General features: G+C 72.1%; 18 protein-coding genes and 1 pseudogene. 14 read left to right on the forward strand and 5 right to left on the reverse strand.

Features of this window, described 5'->3' with window-relative positions; translation table 11 throughout:
* Nucleotides 1-85: 85 nt before the first annotated feature.
* Nucleotides 86-625 (reverse strand): PadR family transcriptional regulator, encoded by a 540-nt coding sequence (locus ACWEPX_RS08680; RefSeq protein ID WP_451896482.1) that lies wholly within the window; start codon nucleotides 623-625, stop codon nucleotides 86-88.
* Nucleotides 626-861: 236 nt separating this feature from the next.
* Between ACWEPX_RS08680 and ACWEPX_RS08685 the strand changes: the two genes are divergently transcribed.
* The 4 genes from ACWEPX_RS08685 to rarD all read left to right on the forward strand — a co-directional run bounded on the left by ACWEPX_RS08685 (nucleotide 862) and on the right by rarD (nucleotide 7,205).
* Nucleotides 862-1,266 carry a DUF5318 domain-containing protein gene (locus ACWEPX_RS08685; protein ID WP_451896483.1) on the forward strand — a complete coding sequence of 135 codons (405 nt, stop codon included), beginning with the start codon at nucleotides 862-864 and terminating at the stop codon, nucleotides 1,264-1,266.
* 607 nt (nucleotides 1,267-1,873) lie between these two features.
* A complete protein-coding gene (locus ACWEPX_RS08690; RefSeq protein ID WP_451896484.1) occupies nucleotides 1,874-4,288 on the forward strand; it encodes a transglycosylase domain-containing protein in 2,415 nt (804 codons plus the stop codon).
* Between the two features lie 443 nt (nucleotides 4,289-4,731).
* Nucleotides 4,732-6,234: a glycosyltransferase family 87 protein gene (locus ACWEPX_RS08695; RefSeq protein ID WP_451896485.1), complete on the forward strand. Its 1,503-nt coding sequence runs from the start codon at nucleotides 4,732-4,734 to the stop codon at nucleotides 6,232-6,234.
* Between the two features lie 74 nt (nucleotides 6,235-6,308).
* A complete protein-coding gene (gene rarD / locus ACWEPX_RS08700; protein ID WP_451896486.1) occupies nucleotides 6,309-7,205 on the forward strand; it encodes an EamA family transporter RarD in 897 nt (298 codons plus the stop codon).
* On the opposite strand, the gene ACWEPX_RS08705 is transcribed toward rarD, so the two are convergent.
* The gene (locus ACWEPX_RS08705) at nucleotides 7,150-8,589 is read right to left on the reverse strand and encodes a glycosyltransferase family 87 protein (RefSeq protein WP_451896487.1); all 1,440 of its coding nucleotides are present in this window, start codon (nucleotides 8,587-8,589) and stop codon (nucleotides 7,150-7,152) included. The two genes, rarD and ACWEPX_RS08705, sit on opposite strands and share 56 nt — an antisense overlap.
* A 17-nt stretch (nucleotides 8,590-8,606) precedes the next feature.
* A complete protein-coding gene (locus ACWEPX_RS08710; RefSeq protein WP_451896488.1) occupies nucleotides 8,607-9,377 on the reverse strand; it encodes a deoxyribonuclease IV in 771 nt (256 codons plus the stop codon).
* Nucleotides 9,378-9,557: 180 nt separating this feature from the next.
* On the opposite strand from ACWEPX_RS08710, the gene ACWEPX_RS08715 reads away from it, so the two are divergent.
* The 9 genes from ACWEPX_RS08715 to trxA all read left to right on the forward strand — a co-directional run bounded on the left by ACWEPX_RS08715 (nucleotide 9,558) and on the right by trxA (nucleotide 15,544).
* Nucleotides 9,558-10,550, forward strand: coding sequence for a hypothetical protein (locus tag ACWEPX_RS08715; protein WP_451896489.1), 993 nt, complete (start codon nucleotides 9,558-9,560; stop codon nucleotides 10,548-10,550).
* A 21-nt stretch (nucleotides 10,551-10,571) separates the two neighbouring features.
* Nucleotides 10,572-11,417, forward strand: a complete 846-nt coding sequence (locus tag ACWEPX_RS08720; RefSeq protein WP_451896490.1) for a hypothetical protein — start codon at nucleotides 10,572-10,574, stop codon at nucleotides 11,415-11,417.
* A 99-nt stretch (nucleotides 11,418-11,516) separates the two neighbouring features.
* Nucleotides 11,517-11,807 (forward strand): 30S ribosomal protein S6, encoded by a 291-nt coding sequence (gene rpsF / locus ACWEPX_RS08725; RefSeq protein WP_451896491.1) that lies wholly within the window; start codon nucleotides 11,517-11,519, stop codon nucleotides 11,805-11,807.
* Between the two features lie 10 nt (nucleotides 11,808-11,817).
* Nucleotides 11,818-12,306, forward strand: coding sequence for a single-stranded DNA-binding protein (locus tag ACWEPX_RS08730; RefSeq protein WP_451896492.1), 489 nt, complete (start codon nucleotides 11,818-11,820; stop codon nucleotides 12,304-12,306).
* Between the two features lie 33 nt (nucleotides 12,307-12,339).
* A complete protein-coding gene (rpsR, locus tag ACWEPX_RS08735; protein ID WP_189209058.1) occupies nucleotides 12,340-12,588 on the forward strand; it encodes a 30S ribosomal protein S18 in 249 nt (82 codons plus the stop codon).
* Nucleotides 12,589-12,597: 9 nt separating this feature from the next.
* The gene (gene rplI, locus ACWEPX_RS08740; RefSeq protein WP_451896493.1) at nucleotides 12,598-13,053 is read left to right on the forward strand and encodes a 50S ribosomal protein L9; all 456 of its coding nucleotides are present in this window, start codon (nucleotides 12,598-12,600) and stop codon (nucleotides 13,051-13,053) included.
* 366 nt (nucleotides 13,054-13,419) lie between these two features.
* Nucleotides 13,420-14,787 (forward strand): replicative DNA helicase, encoded by a 1,368-nt coding sequence (gene dnaB, locus ACWEPX_RS08745; RefSeq protein WP_451896494.1) that lies wholly within the window; start codon nucleotides 13,420-13,422, stop codon nucleotides 14,785-14,787.
* Nucleotides 14,788-14,828: 41 nt separating this feature from the next.
* A complete protein-coding gene (locus ACWEPX_RS08750; protein WP_451896495.1) occupies nucleotides 14,829-15,215 on the forward strand; it encodes a MerR family transcriptional regulator in 387 nt (128 codons plus the stop codon).
* Complete coding sequence (trxA, locus tag ACWEPX_RS08755; protein ID WP_451896496.1) at nucleotides 15,209-15,544, forward strand: thioredoxin; 336 nt, start codon at nucleotides 15,209-15,211, stop codon at nucleotides 15,542-15,544. Before ACWEPX_RS08750 ends, trxA begins: the two co-directional genes overlap by 7 nt.
* Before the next feature lie 56 nt (nucleotides 15,545-15,600).
* On the opposite strand, the gene ACWEPX_RS08760 is transcribed toward trxA, so the two are convergent.
* Nucleotides 15,601-15,966, reverse strand: coding sequence for a nuclear transport factor 2 family protein (locus tag ACWEPX_RS08760; RefSeq protein WP_451896497.1), 366 nt, complete (start codon nucleotides 15,964-15,966; stop codon nucleotides 15,601-15,603).
* A gap of 187 nt (nucleotides 15,967-16,153) precedes the next feature.
* Between ACWEPX_RS08760 and ACWEPX_RS08765 the strand changes: the two genes are divergently transcribed.
* On the forward strand, nucleotides 16,154-16,894 hold the full coding sequence (locus tag ACWEPX_RS08765; RefSeq protein WP_451896498.1) for a dioxygenase family protein: 741 nt from the start codon (nucleotides 16,154-16,156) through the stop codon (nucleotides 16,892-16,894).
* Nucleotides 16,895-16,950: 56 nt separating this feature from the next.
* Here the strand turns inward: ACWEPX_RS08765 and ACWEPX_RS08770 are convergent.
* Nucleotides 16,951-19,331: pseudogene (locus ACWEPX_RS08770) on the reverse strand (hypothetical protein); the annotation flags it as partial.

Below are 19,331 nucleotides of genomic sequence, written 5' to 3' on the forward strand. Positions count from 1 at the left end.
GTCGGATTCCCTTCTCGTGTGTACCCGCGCGCTGCGCGGGGTGTTCCCAGGCGACGTGCCTTGTCGGTCTGCCTGTTCCCGGTCTTCAGTCGGTGGAGTCGTGCTGTTCGCGCTGCTCGTGCGCGATCAGCTCATTGAGCCAACGCACTTCCCGCTCGCTTGCTTCCAATCCGAGCCGGTGCAGCTCGCGCGTGTAGCGGTCGATCTGCTCACCCGCCCGCTGCATCGAGCTGCGGAAGCCCTCCCTGCGCTCCTCGACGCGGCGGCGCCTGCCCTCCAGGATCCGCATCCGGATCTCGGCCGGTGTCCTGGAGAAGAACGCCATGTGCACGCCGAAGCTCTCGTCGTCCCAGGTCTGCGGGCCCGCGTCGGCCAGCATCCCGGCGAAGTGCTCCTTGCCCTCCGCGGTGAGCTTGTAGACGCGCTTGGCGCGCCTGCCCCACTGCCCCGCATCGGGCGCCTCCTCGACGATCAGTCCGGACCGCAGCAGCCGCCGCAGCGTCGGGTAGAGCGACCCGTACGAGAAGGTCCGCCAGGCGCCCAGCACCTCCACCAGGCGTTTGCGCAGCTCGTACCCGTGCATCGGGGCTTCGTGGAGCAGCCCGAGGATCGCGAAGTCGAGCACGGGCCACCTCCTGTCGACTCGGCTCAGGCTTTGACCGTGACCTACCGACTGACTATATCGTGCCGATACATCTGGCCATCGACAACTTGATCTCGTGTGGGCATGCCCACGCTCGCGGTCCGGATCGGGGATTGGGCCGGTCAGGCGGCGTCCACCCGACGATTCGGCTACCCCTCGCATGTCGCTTGGGCCGAATGGGGCGGCACCGTGATATTGGGCGCGCGTACGCTGTCGGGGTGCGAACGCAGCGGCAAGTGGTGGACTACGCCTTGCAGCGCCGGACGCTGCTCGCGGACGTCCACGCGGGCCGCGTCGGCACCGGCGAGGTGTGCGACGCCAACCCCTACCTGCTGCGGGCGGCCAAGTTCCACGGCGAGCCGACGGACGTGGCCTGCCCCGTCTGCCGCAGGGAGCAGCTGACCGAGGTGAGCTGGGTCTACGGCGACGAGATCAAGCACCTGGCGGGCTCGGCCCGCACCCCGGACGAGCTGACCAGGATGGCCGCGGTCTTCGCGGAGTTCACCGTGCACGTCGTCGAGGTCTGCCGGACCTGCTCGTGGAACCACCTGGTGCGGTCATACGTCCTGGGGACCGGGGGCGTGCGCGCGCCCGGGAACCGCAGGAAGACGGCGGCCGAGTGACCGGGACATCGGTTCCGGCGCCCGCCGGGCACGACGACGCCCCCGACCTGGGGCGCCGATCTGGAGGCTTTGCGTGAACGACCACCGTGACCACCGCAGGCGGGACGAGCCCGACTGGCCCTCCGGGGACGACCCGGACGGCGGTCGCCGCCAGGAGGAGCGCACCGGGTTCTGGAGCCCGATGTGGGAGGACGACGACGCGCCGGGCAGCCAGCCGTCCCGTCCGGCTCCCCGCCCGCAGACGGGCGGCCCCCACGCCGCTGGCCCCCAGGCAGGCGGTCCCCAAGCGGGTGGACCCCACGCAGGCGGTCCCCAAGCAGGTGGACAGCAGCCCGGGGGGCCGCAGCGCCCGCCGCAGCGGCCCGGCCCGGGGATGGGCCGCCCGCCCATGCCGCCCGGTGGTCCTGGCGGCCCCGGTGGGCCTAGCGGTCCTGGTGGGCCTGGTGGACCTGCCGGTCCTGGCAGCTCCGGTGGACCTGGTGGGCTTGGCGGCCCCGGTGGACCTGGTGGGCCTGGCGGTCCCGGTGGACCTGGTGGGCCTGCTGGGCACGGGCAGGTCGGTCCCGGTGGGCCTGGTGGCCCCGGGGGTCCTGGTCCCGGTCGGCCGATGCCGCCCGGTGGGCCGGGCAGGCCCGGTCCGGGCAGGCCGCCGATGGGCGGCCCGAACACCCCGCCCCCCGGCTTCCGCCCCGGCGGCCCCCCGCCGCCGGGCATGCCGCCGCGCCGCGACCCGGCTGAGGACCCGACGGTGCTGCTGCGCCAGCCGCCCGAGCGGCCGGTGCCCGAGCCCGCGCTGCTCACCCACCGCGAGCCCGACGACGACGCGGACTTCTACGACCAGCCCGACTACGACGACTACGACGACGAGCCGGTGACCAACACCAAGCTCGCCCGCCGCAAGAAGATCTGGCGGCGGGTGCGGCGCACGGCGTACGTCGGCACCGCGCTGGGCATCATCCTGCCGATCGTCGCCTTCTTCATCACCTACCAGATGGTCGAGATCAAAGACCCCGACACGGTGGCGAAGGAGCAGAGCAAGGTCGTCACCTTCAAGTACGCCAACGGCGACGCCATGACCGAGGTCGCCGACGACGGCGGCAACCGGATCATGCTCACCCACGACAAGATCCCCGAGCAGGTCAAGAAGGCCGTCTACGCCGCCGAGGACACCACCTTCGAGACGAACGCGGGCTTCGACCTCACCGGCATCGCCCGCGCGGTGTGGAACCAGCTCCAGGGCAAGGCGGGCGGTGGCTCGACCATCACCCAGCAGTACATCAAGAAGTCGAGCGGTGAAGACGACAACACCCTCTCCCGCAAATGGGTGGAGATGGTGAAGGCGTACAAGATGAGCGAGACGTACGACAAAGAGCAGATCATCACCGCTTATCTGAACACCATCTACTTCGGCCGCGGCGCTTACGGCGTGGCCGCCGCCGCGAAGGCGTTCTTCAACCTCGACGACATCTCCAAGATCACCAAGTCCCAGGCGGCGCTGCTCGCGGGCGTGATCCAGTCGCCCGGCCGGGCCAACAACCCCGACTACCAGCAGGAGCGCTGGCGGTACGTGACCGGTCGGATGATCGCGCTGGGCTGGATGACCGACGCCGAGCGCGGCGAGTTCCCCACCCCGGTCGACCGCGCCGACACCAAGACCGCCCTCCCCGGCCCCCGCAAGGGCCTGACGGACCTGGCCTTCCAGGAGCTGACCAAGAAGGGGATGCCCGAGGAGGAGATCAAGGCCCGCGGCTACACGATCGTGATGACGATCGACCCCAAGGCCCAGAAGATCGCCGAGGACTCCGTCCGCGAGATCATGAAGGGCCAGCCGAAGAACCTCCACCCGGCCCTGGTCGCCGTCGACCCGAACACCGGCGAGATCCGCGCGTACTACGGCGGCGAGAAGGGCTACGAATTCGACTACGCGGCCGCGCTCCAGCAGCCCGGCTCGGCATTCAAGCCCTTCGACCTGGTGGCCCTGCTCAAGACCGGCAAGGGCTTGGGCGAGTCGTACAGCAGCACGCCCAAGTCGTTCGGCGAGAGCAAAAAGGTCCGCAACGCCTCTACCCCGCGGTGCGGGCAGGAATGCACTGTCGCCGAGGCGATGAAGGAATCGCTGAACGTGGTGTTCAGCGACATGGTCTACAACGACGTCAAGCCCACCGGCGTGGCCGAGGCCGCGAAGCAGGCGGGCATCCGCTCGCCCATCAAGGAGCGCAGCATCAACATCGCCATCGGCGGTGGTGACACCCTGGTGAGCACGGTCGACATGGCCTCGTCCTACGCGACCTTCGCGGCCAACGGCGTCTACCGGACGCCGCACCTGGTGAGCAAGGTCCTCGACAGCAACGGCGGCATCGTCTACGACGCCTCGCTGCACCCGGACAACCAGGACAAGCTGGCGTTCGACCAGGACCGCGACCTCAACGCCAAGATCGCCAGGAACGTCACCGAGTCGCTGCTGCCGATCCCGGACTACTCCGGCATCGAGTGCGCCGACGGCAGGCTGTGCGCGGGCAAGACCGGCACGCACCAGTACGTCAACCCGCAGGGTGTGGAGACCGAGCACAACGCCAAGGCGTGGATGGTGGGCTACACCCCGCAGATCTCCACCGCGGTGTCGATGACCGGCGACAAGACCGAGAGCAGGCTGATCGACAAGGACGGCGCGATCATCTACGGCAGCGGCCTGCCCGGCAAGATCTGGCAGCTGTTCATGGACCGCTACCTGTCCGGCAAGGACAAGCTGGAATTCGGCCCGTACGACGCCATCGGCCGCGTCGAGGTGATCACCCAGCCGACCACGCAGCCCGAGCGCACCACCAACCCGACCAGCGACAGCCCGGTCACCACGACCCCGCAGAACCCCCCCACAACCACCCCGACCGAGACGACGACCGATCCCACCACCGAACCGGAGGAGCCGACCTCCACCTCCGACCGCCCCGGCGGCGGTGGCGGCGGCTGGCCCGGCAAGCCCCCCGGCGGCGGCGACGGCGACTCCCGCCCCGGCGGCGACTGACCCCGGAAGCCCTGGAAGGCCCACCCTTCCAGGGCTTCCTCTTTGCGCCTTCCACTCCACCTCCTTTCTCGACGAACGCCCAGCTCCAAATTCGTTTGACACGTCGAACACCTGATCGATAGCGTTCGCGTATCGGCTGGGCTGCCCCCTGGGTGGGTGGGGTAACGGATGAGTTAGCCGGATGCCGTGAGCTGGTGCGGGTGTGCTCGGAGCGCCAGCGGGCGGGGCGAGTCGCGGGGGACCATTCGCGGAATCCATCAGGGAGCGCGGCGGAAGTGCGCGGGGTGTCGGTGGCTGTGCGCTACGCAGGGGGTGGGGGTCTCCCGTAGCATCGCGCCGTGTCTGGTGATCCGGATCGCAGTGGGCAGGGCGAGTCGCCTGCCGGGGAGTCCCCGACGGCCGGGGGGGTGGCGGACACCGCCTCGCTCGGGCCGCAGGAGCGGGTGCGGCCCACGTTGGGCGAGTCGCTGGCGCGCGATGCCAGCCTGCCGCTCGGGGGGCCCATCGGCGAGCACGCGGTGGTCGGCAGGCACTGGTTCTGGACGCCGCTGCGGGTCGCGCTGCTGCTGGCCGTGGCCGCGCTGGCGCTGAGCTGGTTCGGCAAGGCGGCCTGCATCCAGCAGAACGCCGGGCCCGACGGGGTGCTGGGGCTGGACTGGAGCGGCAGCAGGCAGTTCACCGCCATGTGCTACTCCGACGTCGTCCCCCTCTATGGCGCCGAGCGGCTGGACAAGGGCGGCTTCCCGTACGCCACGATGTGGTACGACGACGAGGGCAAGCCGACCCAGCACGAGCGGTACATGGAGTACCCGGTGCTGACCGGCATGTTCATGTGGGTCAACGCGCAGATGGCGCAGGGCTGGGTGGAGCTGGCGAAGCAGGGCTGGCTGCCGACCGGGCTCGAAGTCGTCGTCTACTTCGACATCACCGCGCTCTGGCTCGGCCTGGCGTGGCTGGTGACGATCTGGGCGGTGGCGATGTGCGCCCGGCGCCGGAAGTGGGACGCGGCGTTCATCGCGCTGTCCCCGCTGGTCATCGTGCATGCGTTCACCAACTTCGACACCCTGGCCACCGCCTTCGCCGCCGTCGGCCTGCTGGCGTGGGCGCGCAAGCGGCCGGTGCTGGCGGGGGTGCTGCTGGGCCTCGGCGGCGCGGCGAAGCTGTACCCGCTGTTCTTCCTCGGCCCCCTGTTGGTCCTGTGCATCCGCTCCGGGAAGATGCGCGACTGGTGGCAGACCACCGCAGCCGCCGCGGGCACGTGGATAGCGGTGAACGCGCCGTTCTTCCTGCATCCGGACACCGCGCGCGGGTGGGGCGAGTTCTTCCGCCTCAACTCCACCCGCGGCGCCGACCCGGACTCCATCTACAACGTCCTGATGCAGTGGCTGAACTGGCCGGGCTTCGACGGGCCGCTGGGCTTCAAGGAGCCGCCGACCGTGCTGAACGCGGTCACCGCCGTGCTGTTCCTGGCCGCCTGCGCGGGCATCGCGTTCGTGGCGTGGCACGCGCCGACCAGGCCGCGGGTGGCGCAGCTGTGCTTCCTGGTCGTGGCGGCGTTCCTGCTGACGAACAAGGTGTGGAGCCCGCAGTACTCGCTGTGGCTGGTGCCGCTGGCCATCCTGGCGATCCCCCGGTGGAAGCCGCTGCTGGCGTGGATGGCGATCGACGCCGCCCTGTGGGCCCCGCGGATGTTCTTCTACCTGGGCACCGACAACAAGGGCCTGCCCCAGGACTGGTTCCTCGGCTTCGTCGTGGCCCGCGACATCGCGGTCATCATCCTGTGCATCATGGTGATCATCGAGATCTACCGCCCGGACCGCGACCTCGTCCGCGCCCACGGCGACGACGACCCGATGGGCGGGGTGCTCGACGGCGCCCCCGACCGCTTCACGATCCGGCGCAAGGCCGCCCCGGCCGAACCGGAGAAGGAGTTGGTCGCCACTTAGCCCACCCCCGGAATAACCCGCTCATCCCGGCGTGCTGCCATGGGGGACACCTGGTGGGATGATCGGAGGAAGCGGTGGGCAGTCGGGAGAACGGTTTCCTCCTGGGCCTGGGGGCCTACGTCATCTGGGGGTTCTTCCCCCTGTACTGGCCGCTGCTGGAGCCGTCCGGGCCGATCGAGGTGCTGGCCCACCGGGTGGTCTGGTCGCTGGCGGCCGTCGGCGCGCTGGTGTTCGCCGTCCGCCGGTGGGGCGCGATGCGGACGGTCATGCGCAGCCCGAAGACGCTGGGCTACGTCGCCGTCGGCGCGGTCGTCATCGGCGCGAACTGGGTCATCTTCATCTGGGGCGTCAACAACGGCCACGTCGTCGAGGTCTCCCTCGGCTACTTCATCAACCCGCTGGTCACGATCCTCATCGGCGTGCTGCTGCTCGGCGAGCGCCTGCGGCCGGTGCAGTGGGTCGCGCTGGCGGTGGCCTTCGCCGCCGTCGTGCAGCTGACCGTCGACTACGGCGCCCCGCCGTGGCTGGCGCTGGCGCTCGCGGCGTCCTTCGGCACCTACGGCCTGATGAAGAAGAAGGCGAACATCGGCGCGGTCGAGGGCCTGGCGCTGGAGACCGCGCTGCTGGTCCCGCTGGCGGCCGGCTACCTGGTCTTCCTGCACACCACCGGCGCGGGCACCTTCGGCGGCAGCGGCTGGGCGCACGCGCTGCTGCTGGCCGGGACCGGTCTGATCACCGTCGTCCCGCTGCTGCTCTTCGGCGGCGCGGCGACCCGGGTGCCGATGGCGACCCTGGGGCTGCTGCAGTACGTCACCCCGACCCTGCAGTTCATCCTCGGCCTGGTCGTCTTCCGCGAGCAGATGACCACCGCGCGCTGGGTCGGGTTCGCCATGGTGTGGGCGGCGCTGCTGCTGATCACGGCCGAGTCGCTGGCCCACCGCCGCCGGGCAGCGGAACCGGCGCTGGTGTAGGCAGGTCGTCCACGGTGGACCGGTTCACCAGGAACGCGAAGAACAGCCCGACCAGCAGCGCCGCCCGGCCCCACACGCCGATCATCACCGCCTGGGCGGCGAAGCCGTCGTAGACCCCCGACGGCTGGTTGGCAGCGATGTCGGCGAACCACAGGAAGATCCCGATGCCCATCGCCAGGTCGGCGGTGAAGTAGGCGGCGATCCAGCCCCACTTGACCCGCATCAGCACGAAGAACGGCACCAGCCACAGCGCGTACTGCGGCGAGTGCACCTTGTGCAGCAGGAGGAACCCGCACAGCATCGCCGCCGAGACCCCGACCCACGGGAAGGTGCCCTCGCGCAGGTACCGCGACCAGCCGTAGAGGCACGCGGCGCCGAAGGAGGCGAACATCAGCACCGGGGAGGCGACGCCGACGATGGCGTGCACCATCCCGTTGTCCGGGTCGGAGTCCGGGCGCAGCGCCCAGAACCAGATCGAGTTCGCGGTGATGTCGGCCTTGCGCTGGCCCTGGAAGACGAACGAGGCCAGCCAGCCGTCGAAGCCGAGCACGGCGAACGGGACGTTCACCGCGATCGCCGTGCCCATCGCCACCAGCGCCGTGCGGACCATGCCCGCCACGTCGCGGACCTTGCCCAGCGGCAGCTCCCGGCCGTCGCGGCCGCCGGTGAGCACGTACAGCATCAGCGGCAGCACGAAGATCGCCGGGTAGATCTTGAACGCGAAGCCGAGGCCGAGCAGCACCGCGGCGGCGTCGGCGCGCTGGCGCAGCGGCCGGTCGACCCCGCGCGCGCCCCACCCGCGGTGCACGACGTAGACCGCCGCGACCGCGCACGCCACGACCGGCAGCTCCCAGTTGTGGAAGGCGTAGAGGACCAGCGGCGGCGACAGCGCCCAGATCAGCGCCCGCCAGCGCGAGAGCCTGCCCAGCAGCCAGGCGGTGACCAGGCCGAACGGGGCCATGATCAGCGCCGAGGCGAGCAGGAAGCCCGCGTCGGTGTCGACGAACCGCGCCCCCGCCCAGATCAGCAGGCCGGTCAGCACCGGGTACTCGACCGACCCGCCGGTCAGGTCGCCGCGCTCGTTGATGCCCCCGTGCACGTACGGGAACACGTGCTGGTCGATCGAGCGGCCGATCCACAGGTACTGGATGTCGGAGTAGCAGGCGTCGGCGTACTTGCGCTCGTCGAACCCCGGCGAGCTGCGGCCCCACTCGTCGAAGTAGGGGCCGGTGCAGCGGTCCTTGTTGGCGAACCCCAGCAGCATCGTGACCCCGCAGGCCAGCACGAGCACGGCCAGCGCGACCCGGCCGAGCCCGGCCGCGGCCCGCGGCCGGTCCGCCGAGCCGTCGGGCACGCCGGTCTCCGCCTTCCCTGATGCGGTCACGCCGGGGGGCACTCAGGTCACCGCCCGAGCGCGGCGCGCAGGAACGCGATGTCCTCCGCCTGCCCCTCACTGGGTGTCTCGACGACGACCGGCGCGCCCGCCGCGGCCACGACCGCCACGAGCTGGTCCGCATCGATCGTGCCAGTGCGGATGTTGTCGTGCCGGTCGCGCGCGGAGTCGAACTCGTCGCGCGAGCTGTTGAGGTGGACCAGGTCGATGCGGCCGGTGATGGCCTTGACCCGGTCCACCACGTCCACCAGGTCCTCGCCTGCGGCCCAGGCGTGGCAGGTGTCCAGGCAGAAGCCCGCGCCGAACTCGCCGACGGCGTCCCAGAGCCGGGCGAGCATGTCGAAGCGGCGGGCCATCGCGTTGTCGCCGCCCGCGGTGTTCTCGATCAGGATGGGGACGGCGAAGCCGCCGTCCTTGCTCTGCCGCTCGAAGAACTTGCGCCAGTTGGCCAGCCCCACGGCCGGGTCGTCGTCCTTGCCGACGTGCCCGCCGTGCACGACCAGCCCCTTCGCGCCGACGGCCGCCGCGCCCTCGGCGTGCTGGGTGACCAGCTTGCGCGACGGGATGCGGATGCGGTTGTTCGTGCTGGCCAGGTTGACGCGGTAGGGGGAGTGCACGAAGACCGTCAGGTCCGATTCGAGCAGCTCGGCGGTCTGCGGGTGGGGCTTCGGCGCCGCCCACCCCTGCGGGTCGGAGAGGAAGAACTGCACGACCTCGGCGCCGCGGGCGGCCGCCGCGCCGATCGGGTCGTCATCGCGAACGTGGGCGCCGATGCTCATGACCAGCGAGCGTAGTCGCCGGAGCCGCCCGCGGTAGCCCTCACCTGTGCTGGTGACGCTCTGCTCCGACCGGGGCACTGGTAGCTGTTGGTAGGCAACTTGCACTGGTGGGCGTCACGCCCAGGGGTTACGGTCGTTCTCTACATCAAAGCTACTCGCGGGTACCCGGGAGGACGAGGGATGCGACGGCGCGTCGGGACGATCGCGGCGGGGCTGGCGCTGGTGCTCGGCGGCGCGAGCGCGGGCCTGGTGGCGAGCGCGACGGCGGCCGCCGCCGCGGAGCCGGTCATCGTCGGCAGTTGCAGCACGACCGTCGCGGGCGCGCCCGGCACGCCCATCGCGCTGTCGCCGTCGGCGGTGGCCAAGCCGATCCTCGACGTCCTGCGCCCCCTCGACCTGCTCGGCATCATCACCGGCCCGGTGCAGCGCACGCTGGACACCATCGGCCCGATCCCCATCGGCGCGATCCAGACCGCCGACGGCGTGATCAGCGGCGGCACGATCGCGCGGGCGGTGACCGAGAAGCTGCCGCTCGGCGGGCTGCTCACCCCCGTCACCAACCTGCTCACCGGCCTGTGCAAGGTCACCACCGACACCGTCAACGCCGTCGCCGAGCCGATCCAGGAGGGCGGCGCGGCGGTCGGCGGCGCGATCGAGCAGGGCGTCGGCGCGCTGGTGCCCGGCAAGGGCCCGAACAACCCCGGCCAGCCCACCCCGCCCGGCGGCGGCCCCGGCGGCAGCCCGGCCCCCAACCCGGGCAACCCCGGCGGCGGTGGCGGCGGTAACGGTGGCAGCGCGCCGAACGTCCCCGGTGTGACCAACCCGGTGGTCGGCGGCGGGGTCGGCGTGGGCGGCCTGCCGCTCTACAACGGGCTCGGCCGCGTCCCCCGCGACTACTACGGCGACATCCCGGCCTTCGCCCCCGGCCTGTTCAGCCCGTCGCCCGCGGTCCGCTACGGCGGCGCGGTGCCCGGGTACTCCCCGGAGTTCGGCATCCTCGGCGGCGCGGGCGCGGGTGACGGGGTGCAGGCCGCTGGCCACGCCGAGGCGATCGGCGCGCCGCGCGGCGCCACGATCGCGCTGCCGGTCCTGCTGGCCGTGCTGATCTTGTCCGGCGTCACCGCGGCGCTGGTGCGCACGTGGGTGCTGCGCCGCACCCCGGTCGCCCCCTGATCCGGCGGGAGGGATCCCCTGGTGCGCAGGCTCGTCGGCACGGCGCTGGCCGCCCTCGCCGCCGCCGCGGTGGCATGGTCGCCGACGCAGGCGGCCGCTGAACCGCTGCCGTTCCTGGCCGTGGACTGCGAGCAGACCGTGCACGCCTTCCGCGGCCAGCCCGTGCGGCTCTCGCGCGTGGCCGTCGCCCGGCTGGTGGCCGACGCCGTGCGCGCGGAGCTGGGCGGGCTGCGCGCCGCTGCGGTGCACCTGGCCTTCCCGCTCGGCCCGGCGATCCCGGTGGGCACGGTGCCCAACGGCACGGCGGAGCTGCCCGGGACCGCGATCGCCGACGCGGTGGCCGAGGTCGTCGCCCCGATGGGCGAGATCGCGCCCGCGGCCGACGCGGTCACCGAAGGCGTCCGGAAGCGGGTGGCCGAGTCCTGCGGGATGACGCTGAACGCGCTGAACAAGACCAACGAGACCGACGAGCCCGAGGCGCCCGGGCAGCCTGCCGAGCCGCCGGTGGCGGGCGACCCGTCCACCACCCCCAACACCCAGCCGGTCGGCGGCGCGGACCCCGCCCCGGCCGAGGTCGAGCTGTACGACCCCGCCCAGTTCGCCCGCTCCGCCCCGCGCGACTACGGCCAGATCCCGGTCGCCCACCCCGGCGTGTTCGCCCCCAGCCCGGACGCCCGCTACGGCGTCCCCGGCTACAGCCCGGAGTTCGGGCTGCTCGGCCAGGCGGGCGCGGTCGACTCCCCGGGCGAGGCCCGCGCGCTGCCCGCGGGCGGGGACCAGGTCGCCTTCCCCGTGCTGCTGGCCGTGCTGCTGCTGTCGGTCCTCACCGGGGCGCTGGTGCGCACCTGGGTGCTGCGCCGGGGCTGACCGGCCGCCCGCGGCGGGCCGCTGTTACGCTGTCCGGCGCAGACCCTCCTGCCACGGATCGTCCGTGGCCGCCGAGTCCACAGGAGGTGAGTGGTCTTCATGCGTCATTACGAGGTCATGGTCATCCTCGACCCCACACTCGATGAGCGCACCGTCGCACCGTCGCTGGAAACGTTCCTCAACGTGATCCGCACGTCGGGCGGCAACGTGGAGAAGGTTGAGATCTGGGGCAAGCGCCGCCTCGCCTTCGAGATCAAGAAGCACGCCGAGGGCATCTACGCGGTCCTGGACGTCAACGCCGAGCCGGACGCCGTCAAGGAGCTGGACCGCCAGCTCTCGCTGCAGGAGTCCGTGCTGCGGACCAAGGTCCTGCGGCGCGAGACCGCCTGAGGCCGCGGCTATGGCTGGCGACACGACGATCACCGTCATCGGCAACCTCACCGCCGACCCCGAGCTGCGGTTCACCCCGTCCGGGGCGGCCGTGGCCAGCTTCACCGTCGCGTCCACCCCGCGCACCTTCGACCGCCAGTCCGGCGAGTGGAAGGACGGCGAGGCGCTGTTCCTGCGCTGCAACATCTGGCGCCAGGCGGCGGAGAACGTGGCCGAGTCCCTGACCAGGGGCGCGCGGGTCATCGTCAGCGGGCGGCTCAAGCAGCGCTCGTTCGAGACCCGCGAGGGCGAGAAGCGCACCGTCATGGAGCTGGAGGTCGACGAGATCGGCCCGTCGCTGCGCTACGCCACGGCCAAGGTGAACAAGGTCAGCCGCGGTTCCGGCGGCGGCGGCTTCGGCGGGGGCCCGTCGGCCCCGCCCGCCGACGACCCGTGGGGCTCCGCGCCGCCCGCGTCCGGCGGTGGCGGCGGGGGCTTCAACGACGAGCCGCCCTTCTAACTTCCCACGAGCTAGCTATCCAGGAGAACTGACGTGGCCAAGCCACCCATCCGCAAGCCGAAGAAGAAGGTTTGCGTGTTCTGCAAGGACGAGAAGAAGCAGCGTCCGGTCAACATCGACTACAAGGACACCACGCTGCTGCGCAAGTACATCTCCGACCGCGGCAAGATCCGCGCGCGCCGGGTGACGGGCAACTGCTCGCAGCACCAGCGCGACATCGCCACCGCGGTGAAGAACGCCCGCGAGGTGGCTCTGCTGCCGTACACCTCGACCGCTCGCTAAGGAGGGGACATGAAGCTCATCCTCACCACCGACGTGAGCGGCCTGGGCGGCCCCGGCGACATCGTCGAGGTCAAGGACGGCTACGGGCGCAACTACCTGCTGCCCCGCGGCTACGCGATCCTGGCCACCAAGGGCGCGGAGAAGCAGGTCCAGGTCATCCGCCGGGCCCAGGAGGCCAGCCGGATCCGCGACCTCGACCACGCCAAGGAGGTCAAGGCGAAGCTGGCCGACCTCGGCACCGTGCCGCTGAAGGCCAAGGCCGCCGCGGGCTCGGGCAAGCTGTTCGGCTCCATCACCACCGCCGACGTCGTCGCCGCGGTGAAGAGCGCTGGCGGGCCCGTGCTCGACAAGCGCGCCCTGGAGCTGCCCGGCCACATCAAGACCGTCGGCAAGCACGCGGTGAACGTCCGCCTGCACCCCGAGGTCTCCGCCGCGTTCACCATCCAGGTGACCGCCGCGAGCTGACGCACCAGCCGAAGCGCCCCTTCCACCCGGTGTGGAAGGGGCGCTTCGCTTGTCCACAATCTGTCCACAGGCCGGTGCGCGCGCCCCGCCCGCGACACGCCGAACGGAGCAACCGGCGCGACACGCCGAACGAGTTTGTCCCCAGTCTGTACACAGGGTATGACCTGCGATTTCGACAACCGCCACGGGAGTTGTCCCCAGACTGTCCACAGCCCGCCACCAGGCTGGGCCAGGCATCCCCAAGTTGTCCACAGCCCCGTGCACAGGGCGATTTGTCAACCCCGCGCGCGGGCCCTAGCGTCGCTTCGCCGACGGATCTTGTCGGCCCGCGGACGTACCGTTGCCGGGCGAGTGAGGGGGACCTGAGTGGCACTGACCGACGACCGCCTGCCCACCCCCCCGGACCACGGGATGGACCGGCAGCCGCCCCAGGACCTGGCCGCGGAGCAGAGCGTGCTCGGCGGGATGATGCTGTCCAAGGACGCCATCGCCGACGTCGTGGAGGCCCTGCGCCCCGGCGACTTCTACCGCCCGGCCCACCAGGCCATCTACGACTGCATCCTGGACCTCTACGGCCGCGGCGAACCGGCCGACCCGATCATGGTCTCGGCCGAGCTGGAGCGCCGCGGCGAGCTGCGCCGGGTCGGCGGCGCGCCGTACCTGCACACCCTGATCGCCACCGTGCCGACGGCGGCCAACGCCGGGTACTACGCCGAGATCGTCGCCGAGAAGGCGATCCTGCGGCGGCTGGTGGAGGCGGGCACGCGCATCGTGCAGCTGGGCTACCAGGGCGCGGAGGGCGCCGACGTCACCGAGATCGTCGACCGCGCGCAGGCCTCGATCTACGAGGTCACCGAGCGCAGCATGAGCGAGGACTACGTGGCGCTGGAGGAGCTCCTGCAGCCCACGATGGACGAGATCGACGCCATCGCCTCCCGGGGCGGGCAGTCCCTGGGCATCCCCACCGGCTTCGCCGACCTCGACGAGATCACCAACGGCCTGCACCCCGGCCAGATGATCATCGTCGCGGCCCGGCCCGGTGTCGGGAAGTCGACGCTGGGCCTGGACTTCGCCCGGTCGTGCAGCATCAAGCACCACATGACGAGCGTCATCTTCAGCCTGGAGATGAGCAAGACGGAGATCGTCATGCGCATGCTCTCCGCCGAGGCGCGCATCCGCCTGGCCGACATGCGCGGCGGGCGGATGAGCGACGAGGACTGGACCAAGCTCGCCCGGCGGATGAGCGAGATCAGCGAGGCCCCGCTGTTCGTCGACGACTCGCCGAACATGACGATGATGGAGATCCGGGCCAAGGCGCGGCGGCTCAAGCAGCGCCACGACCTGCGGCTCATCGTGGTCGACTACATGCAGCTGATGACCTCGGGCAAGCGGGTGGAGTCCCGCCAGCAGGAGGTCTCGGAGTTCTCCCGCCAGCTCAAGCTGCTGGCCAAGGAGCTGGAGGTGCCGGTCGTGGCGATCAGCCAGCTCAACCGCGGCCCCGAGCAGCGCACCGACAAGCGCCCGATGCTGTCGGACCTGCGCGAGTCCGGCTCGCTGGAGCAGGACGCCGACATCGTCCTGCTCATCAACCGCCCCGACGCCTGGGAGCGCGACGACCCCCGCGCAGGCGAGGCCGACCTGATCATCGCCAAGCACCGCGCAGGCCCGACGGCCACCGTGGTCGTCGCCCACCAGCTCCACTACAGCCGCTTCGCCGACCTCGCCCAGGGCTGACGCTTGCCTTGCCGCCGACGGCAGGGTTTAGCGTCGGCGGCATGCGAATCGGGGAGTTGGCCCGGCGGGCGGGGACGACCGCGCGGGCGCTGCGCTTCTACGAGTCCCAGGGCCTGCTGCCCGCCCGTCGCGCGGCCAACGGCTACCGCGAGTACGACGAGGACGACGTCCGGCTGGTCACCGAGATCCGGGCGCTGCAGGCGGTCGGCCTGAGCCTGGACGACACCCGCCCCTTCGTCGACTGCCTGCGCGCGGGAAACACCGCGGGCGACGCCTGCCCGGCCTCGATCGAGGTGTACCGGCGCAAGCTGGCCGAGGTCGACGCCTGCCTGACCCGCCTCCACTCCGCCCGCGCCGACCTGCTCCGCAAGCTGGCCGCCGCCCTGGCCCGCCAACCCGGCCCCTGCCACGCGGACCCGGCATGCTGACCGCCACCGACGCGACCTTCGAGGCCACCGTCCTGCGCAGCCCCATCCCCGTCCTGGTCGACTTCTGGGCCCAGTGGTGCCCGCCCTGCCACATGATCGCCCCGGTGCTGGCCGAAATCGCCCGCGAGCGCGCGGGGGAGCTGACCGTGGTCAAGGTCAACACCGACGAGAACCCGGTGGTCGCACGGACCTACCAGGTGATGTCGCTGCCGACCTTGCTCTTCTTCACCGACGGCAAGCCGATCCAGTCCCTCGTCGGCGCCCGCCCGAAGATGAAGCTGCTGTCCGAAGTAGACGCCGCTCTGCGCGCGCACGGCGCACTGGCGTAGTTCGGCCTGCCTGCTGGTGGAGAGGGCAAGGCCGGGCCTTGCCCTCTCGGGAAGCCTCAGGCGGCGGGCATCTTGTCGATGAAGCCGTAGATGCCCTTGAGCTTGCCCTCGTCGGCGACGACGACGTCGGAGCCCTCGACGATGGAGTCGCCGCCTGCGGTGGGGGCGATCTGCCAGCGGAAGCGGGCGGTGCCGTGGTGGGCGTCGACGGGGCCGATGAGGGTCAGGGCGTGGCCGGGGAACTGGCCGACCACGGCGCCGATGCCCGCGTTGATCGCGTCCGGGCCCTGGACCTCCATGAACGGGTCCACGAAGACGGCGTCGGCGGTGCACAGGTCGGTGGCCAGGGCGCCGCGGGTGTCGGCGTCGGTGGTGTTCCACAGCTGGATGTAGCGGTCGACGAGTTCCTTCAGGTCGCTCACGCGAGTCCCCTTCGTTGAGAAGCTTGTGGAGTGTCGTCGCGGCCGCAACTTGGCTCCCACCATGCCGGCGTCGGCGGAGCGGGGCCATCGCGTGTCAGCGCGTCATCAGCGCGTCATCAGGAATAAACCCGTCCACCTCGGGGGTTGGGTAGATTGTTTAATATTCAACCTACGTGGAGGGGTCGCCATGCAGCCCGTCCTCTACCTCAGCCACGGCGCGCCGCCGCTGGCCGATGACGACGTCTGGACGCGGGAGCTCGCGCAGTGGTCGGCCGCGCTGGACCGGCCGAGCGCGATCCTGGTCGTGTCGGCGCACTGGGAGGCCGCGCCGGTCATGATCGGGGCCACCGAGACCGTCCCGCTGACCTACGACTTCTGGGGCTTCCCGGAGAAGTACTACCGGGTCACCTACCCCGCGCCGGGCGCGCCGGAGCTGGCGGCCAAGGTGCGCAAGCTGATCGGGGGCACCGCCGACGACCCCGCGCGCGGCCTCGACCACGGCGCCTACGTCCCGCTGGTCGAGATGTACCCCGACGCCGACATCCCGGTGCTGCAGATCTCCATGCCCACGCTGGACCCGGCCGAGCTGGTCGCGCTCGGGGCGAGGCTGGCGCCGCTGCGCGAGGAGGGCGTGCTGATCATCGGCAGCGGCTTCTTCACCCACAACCTCGCCGCCATCAACGCGCCCAGCACGCCGTCGTGGTCCAGCGAGTTCGACGACTGGGGCCACCGCGCCCTGGCCGCGGGCGACCTCGACGCCCTCGTCGACTTCGAGCGCAAGGCCCCCGCGGCCCGGCTGGCGCACCCGCGCACCGAGCATTTCGCGCCGCTGTTCGTGGCCGCGGGCGCGGCGGGCGGCACCGACGGGCGCAGCGTGATCGACGGGTTCTGGCGCGGCCTGGCCAAGCGCTCCTGGCAGTTCGGCTGAGAAACGCCGGACGGGCCCGGGGGATGCCCCCGGGCCCGTCCGCTGCGGATCGGTGGTCAGCCGATCGGGTTGCCGCCGACCAGCTTGGTCAGCCTCGACCGCGTGTCGGCCAGGGAGGAGCCAGCCGCGGTCTGCAGGTCGGACCGGCCGTCCAGACCCGGCAGCGCGGGGGTCCGCACCGGCAGGTGGTCGGCGGGCGGGAGCTGCACGAGGTGGCCGGAGAAGGCCCCCTCCAGGTTGTCCAGGCTGCGCGGGCCCGCCAGGACGGCGGTGTCGGCCAGCGGGTCGGGCCCCATGACGGCCAGGCCGTCGGCGCCGGGCACCTGGTTGAGGTGCAGGTCCTTGGTGAACTCGTCCATCGGGCCGCCCTGCGCGCCGAGCACGTAGAGCACGTCGGTCATCGTGTCGTCGAAGCGGGGCAGGGTGAGCGTCATCTCGCTGAGCTGGTCACCGCCGACGCTCGCGCCGTCGAGGGAGTCGGTCGTCGCCAGCGGGTCGCTCATCACGCCCATCGTCGCGGCGGTGGCGATGCCGTTGACCAGCGTCGCCATGGGGTCGCTGGAGCGCTGCTCGGGGCCGACCAGCCCGGCGACCGGGGTGCGCTTGAGGTCCACGCCGTTCCCCGTCATCTGTGCGAGGGCGAACTCGAACCCGCCTGCGAGCGAGTCGGGGTACTGCTGGGCGTCCATCAGCTGCTGCGGGTCGCCCTGGAACAGGCCGAGGCCCCCGCCGCTGCGGGGCGCGGCCCCGGTCACGCCTGCCACCTGGGTGACGTTGTCCACCGCCTCGAACAGGTTGATCGTCTCCTCAACGGGCCGCACGGCCTCGGCGGTCGCGGGCAGCGCGCCCGACACCGGGTGCCTGCCGGTCAGGCCGTTGACGTCGACCAGCTCGTCGAGCCCGGCCAGCGGCTCGCCCGCGATCCCGTCCAGCGGGTTGTCGATCGAGGGCAGGTCCGCGCGGCCCGACCCGCCTGCCGCCCCGGCCAGAGCGCCGTCGACCAGGGGGAAGCCGGTGCGGCCGAGGCCGAGCAGGCCGGCCAGGTCGCCCAGCGGGCTCGTCTCGTCCAGCAGGCCGCCCACGGGGTCGGCGTTGCGGTCGGCCCGCCCCAGGCCGCCGGTCAGCGCGCCGAGGGCGTCGCCGCCGAGCAGGTCGGTGACCGCGGTGACGCCCAGCGGGTCGGCGACGGGCGGGGTGTTCGCCCGGCCCGCGGGGGCGCCGGGCAGGGCGAGCAGGTCGCCGAGGTCGCCCAGCGGGGAGCCCTCGCCGGTGAGGCCGTCCAGCAGGCCGTCGGTGGGCAGCAGCCCCCCGTCCAGGCCGAGCAGCTCGGTGACGTCGTCCGCCGGGTTGGACACCTGGGTGTTGAGGCCGTCGACGGGGGCGGACACGGGCAGGTCGGACCGCTGCTGGAGACCCCCCGGGATGCCGCCGGGGAGACCGCCGAGGCCGAGCACCTCGCCGAGCACCGACGGACCCATGAGCGCCGCGCCCAGCGGGTTGCCGGTGCGGCCGAGGTTGGTCAGCCCGTTGATCGGGTTCTCGACGCCGAGGCCCTCCAGCGGGTTCTCGACCCCGAGGCCCTCCAGGGGGTTGCCGGTCGGCAGGTCCGCGCGGCCCTGGTTGGTCAGGCCGGTCAGCGCGTCGAGCGGGTTCTCGACACCCAGGCCCTCCAGCGGGTTGCCGGTCGGCAGGCCCGAGCGGCCCTGGTTGACCAGGCCGTCGGTCGGCAGGCTGGTCAGGGCGTCGACGGGGTCGACCGCGCCGAGGGCGTCGAGCGGGGTGTCGGTGGGCAGGTCGGAGCGGCCGACGCCGTTGAGGCCCGTCAGGAGGTCGACGGGGTTGCCGACGTTGCCTGCCAGGTTCTGCAGCGGGTTGCTGTCCAGGCCCACGAGGGCGGACAGGGCCGACTGGATGCCGTTGCTCAGCTCCTCGACCGGGTTGGGCATCACCGGGCCGTCGGCGCGGCCCACGCCGGAGAGCGGGAGGGCGTCGGTGAGGCCCTCGGTCAGGTCGTCCAGCGGGTTGCCCACGGGCGGCGAGCCCGCCCGGCCCAGCCCGTTGGCGGGCAGGCCGTCGGTCAGCGCGCCCAGGCCCCCGAGCAGGCCGTCCAGCGGGGTGCCCGCCGAGCGGTCGGCGCGGGAGGCGCCGGTGAGGTCGACGCTCTCACCCGAGGCGGCCAGCGGGTTCTCGATGTCGGCGGTGACCCGGCCGGGCAGGCCGTCGGCCAGCGGGAGCCCGGTGCGCCCGGTCAGCCCGCCCACGACGTCCCCACCGGTCAGCCCGCTCACCGGGTCCTGACCGCCAAGCAGGCCGCCCACCGGGCTCTGCCCGCCAGTCAAGCCGCTCACCGGGTCCTGACCGCCAAGCAGGCCGCCCACCGGGCTCTGCCCGCCAGTCAAGCCGCTCACCGGGTCCTGACCGCCAAGCAGGCCGCCCC

The organism is Actinokineospora sp. NPDC004072 (assembly GCF_053604195.1).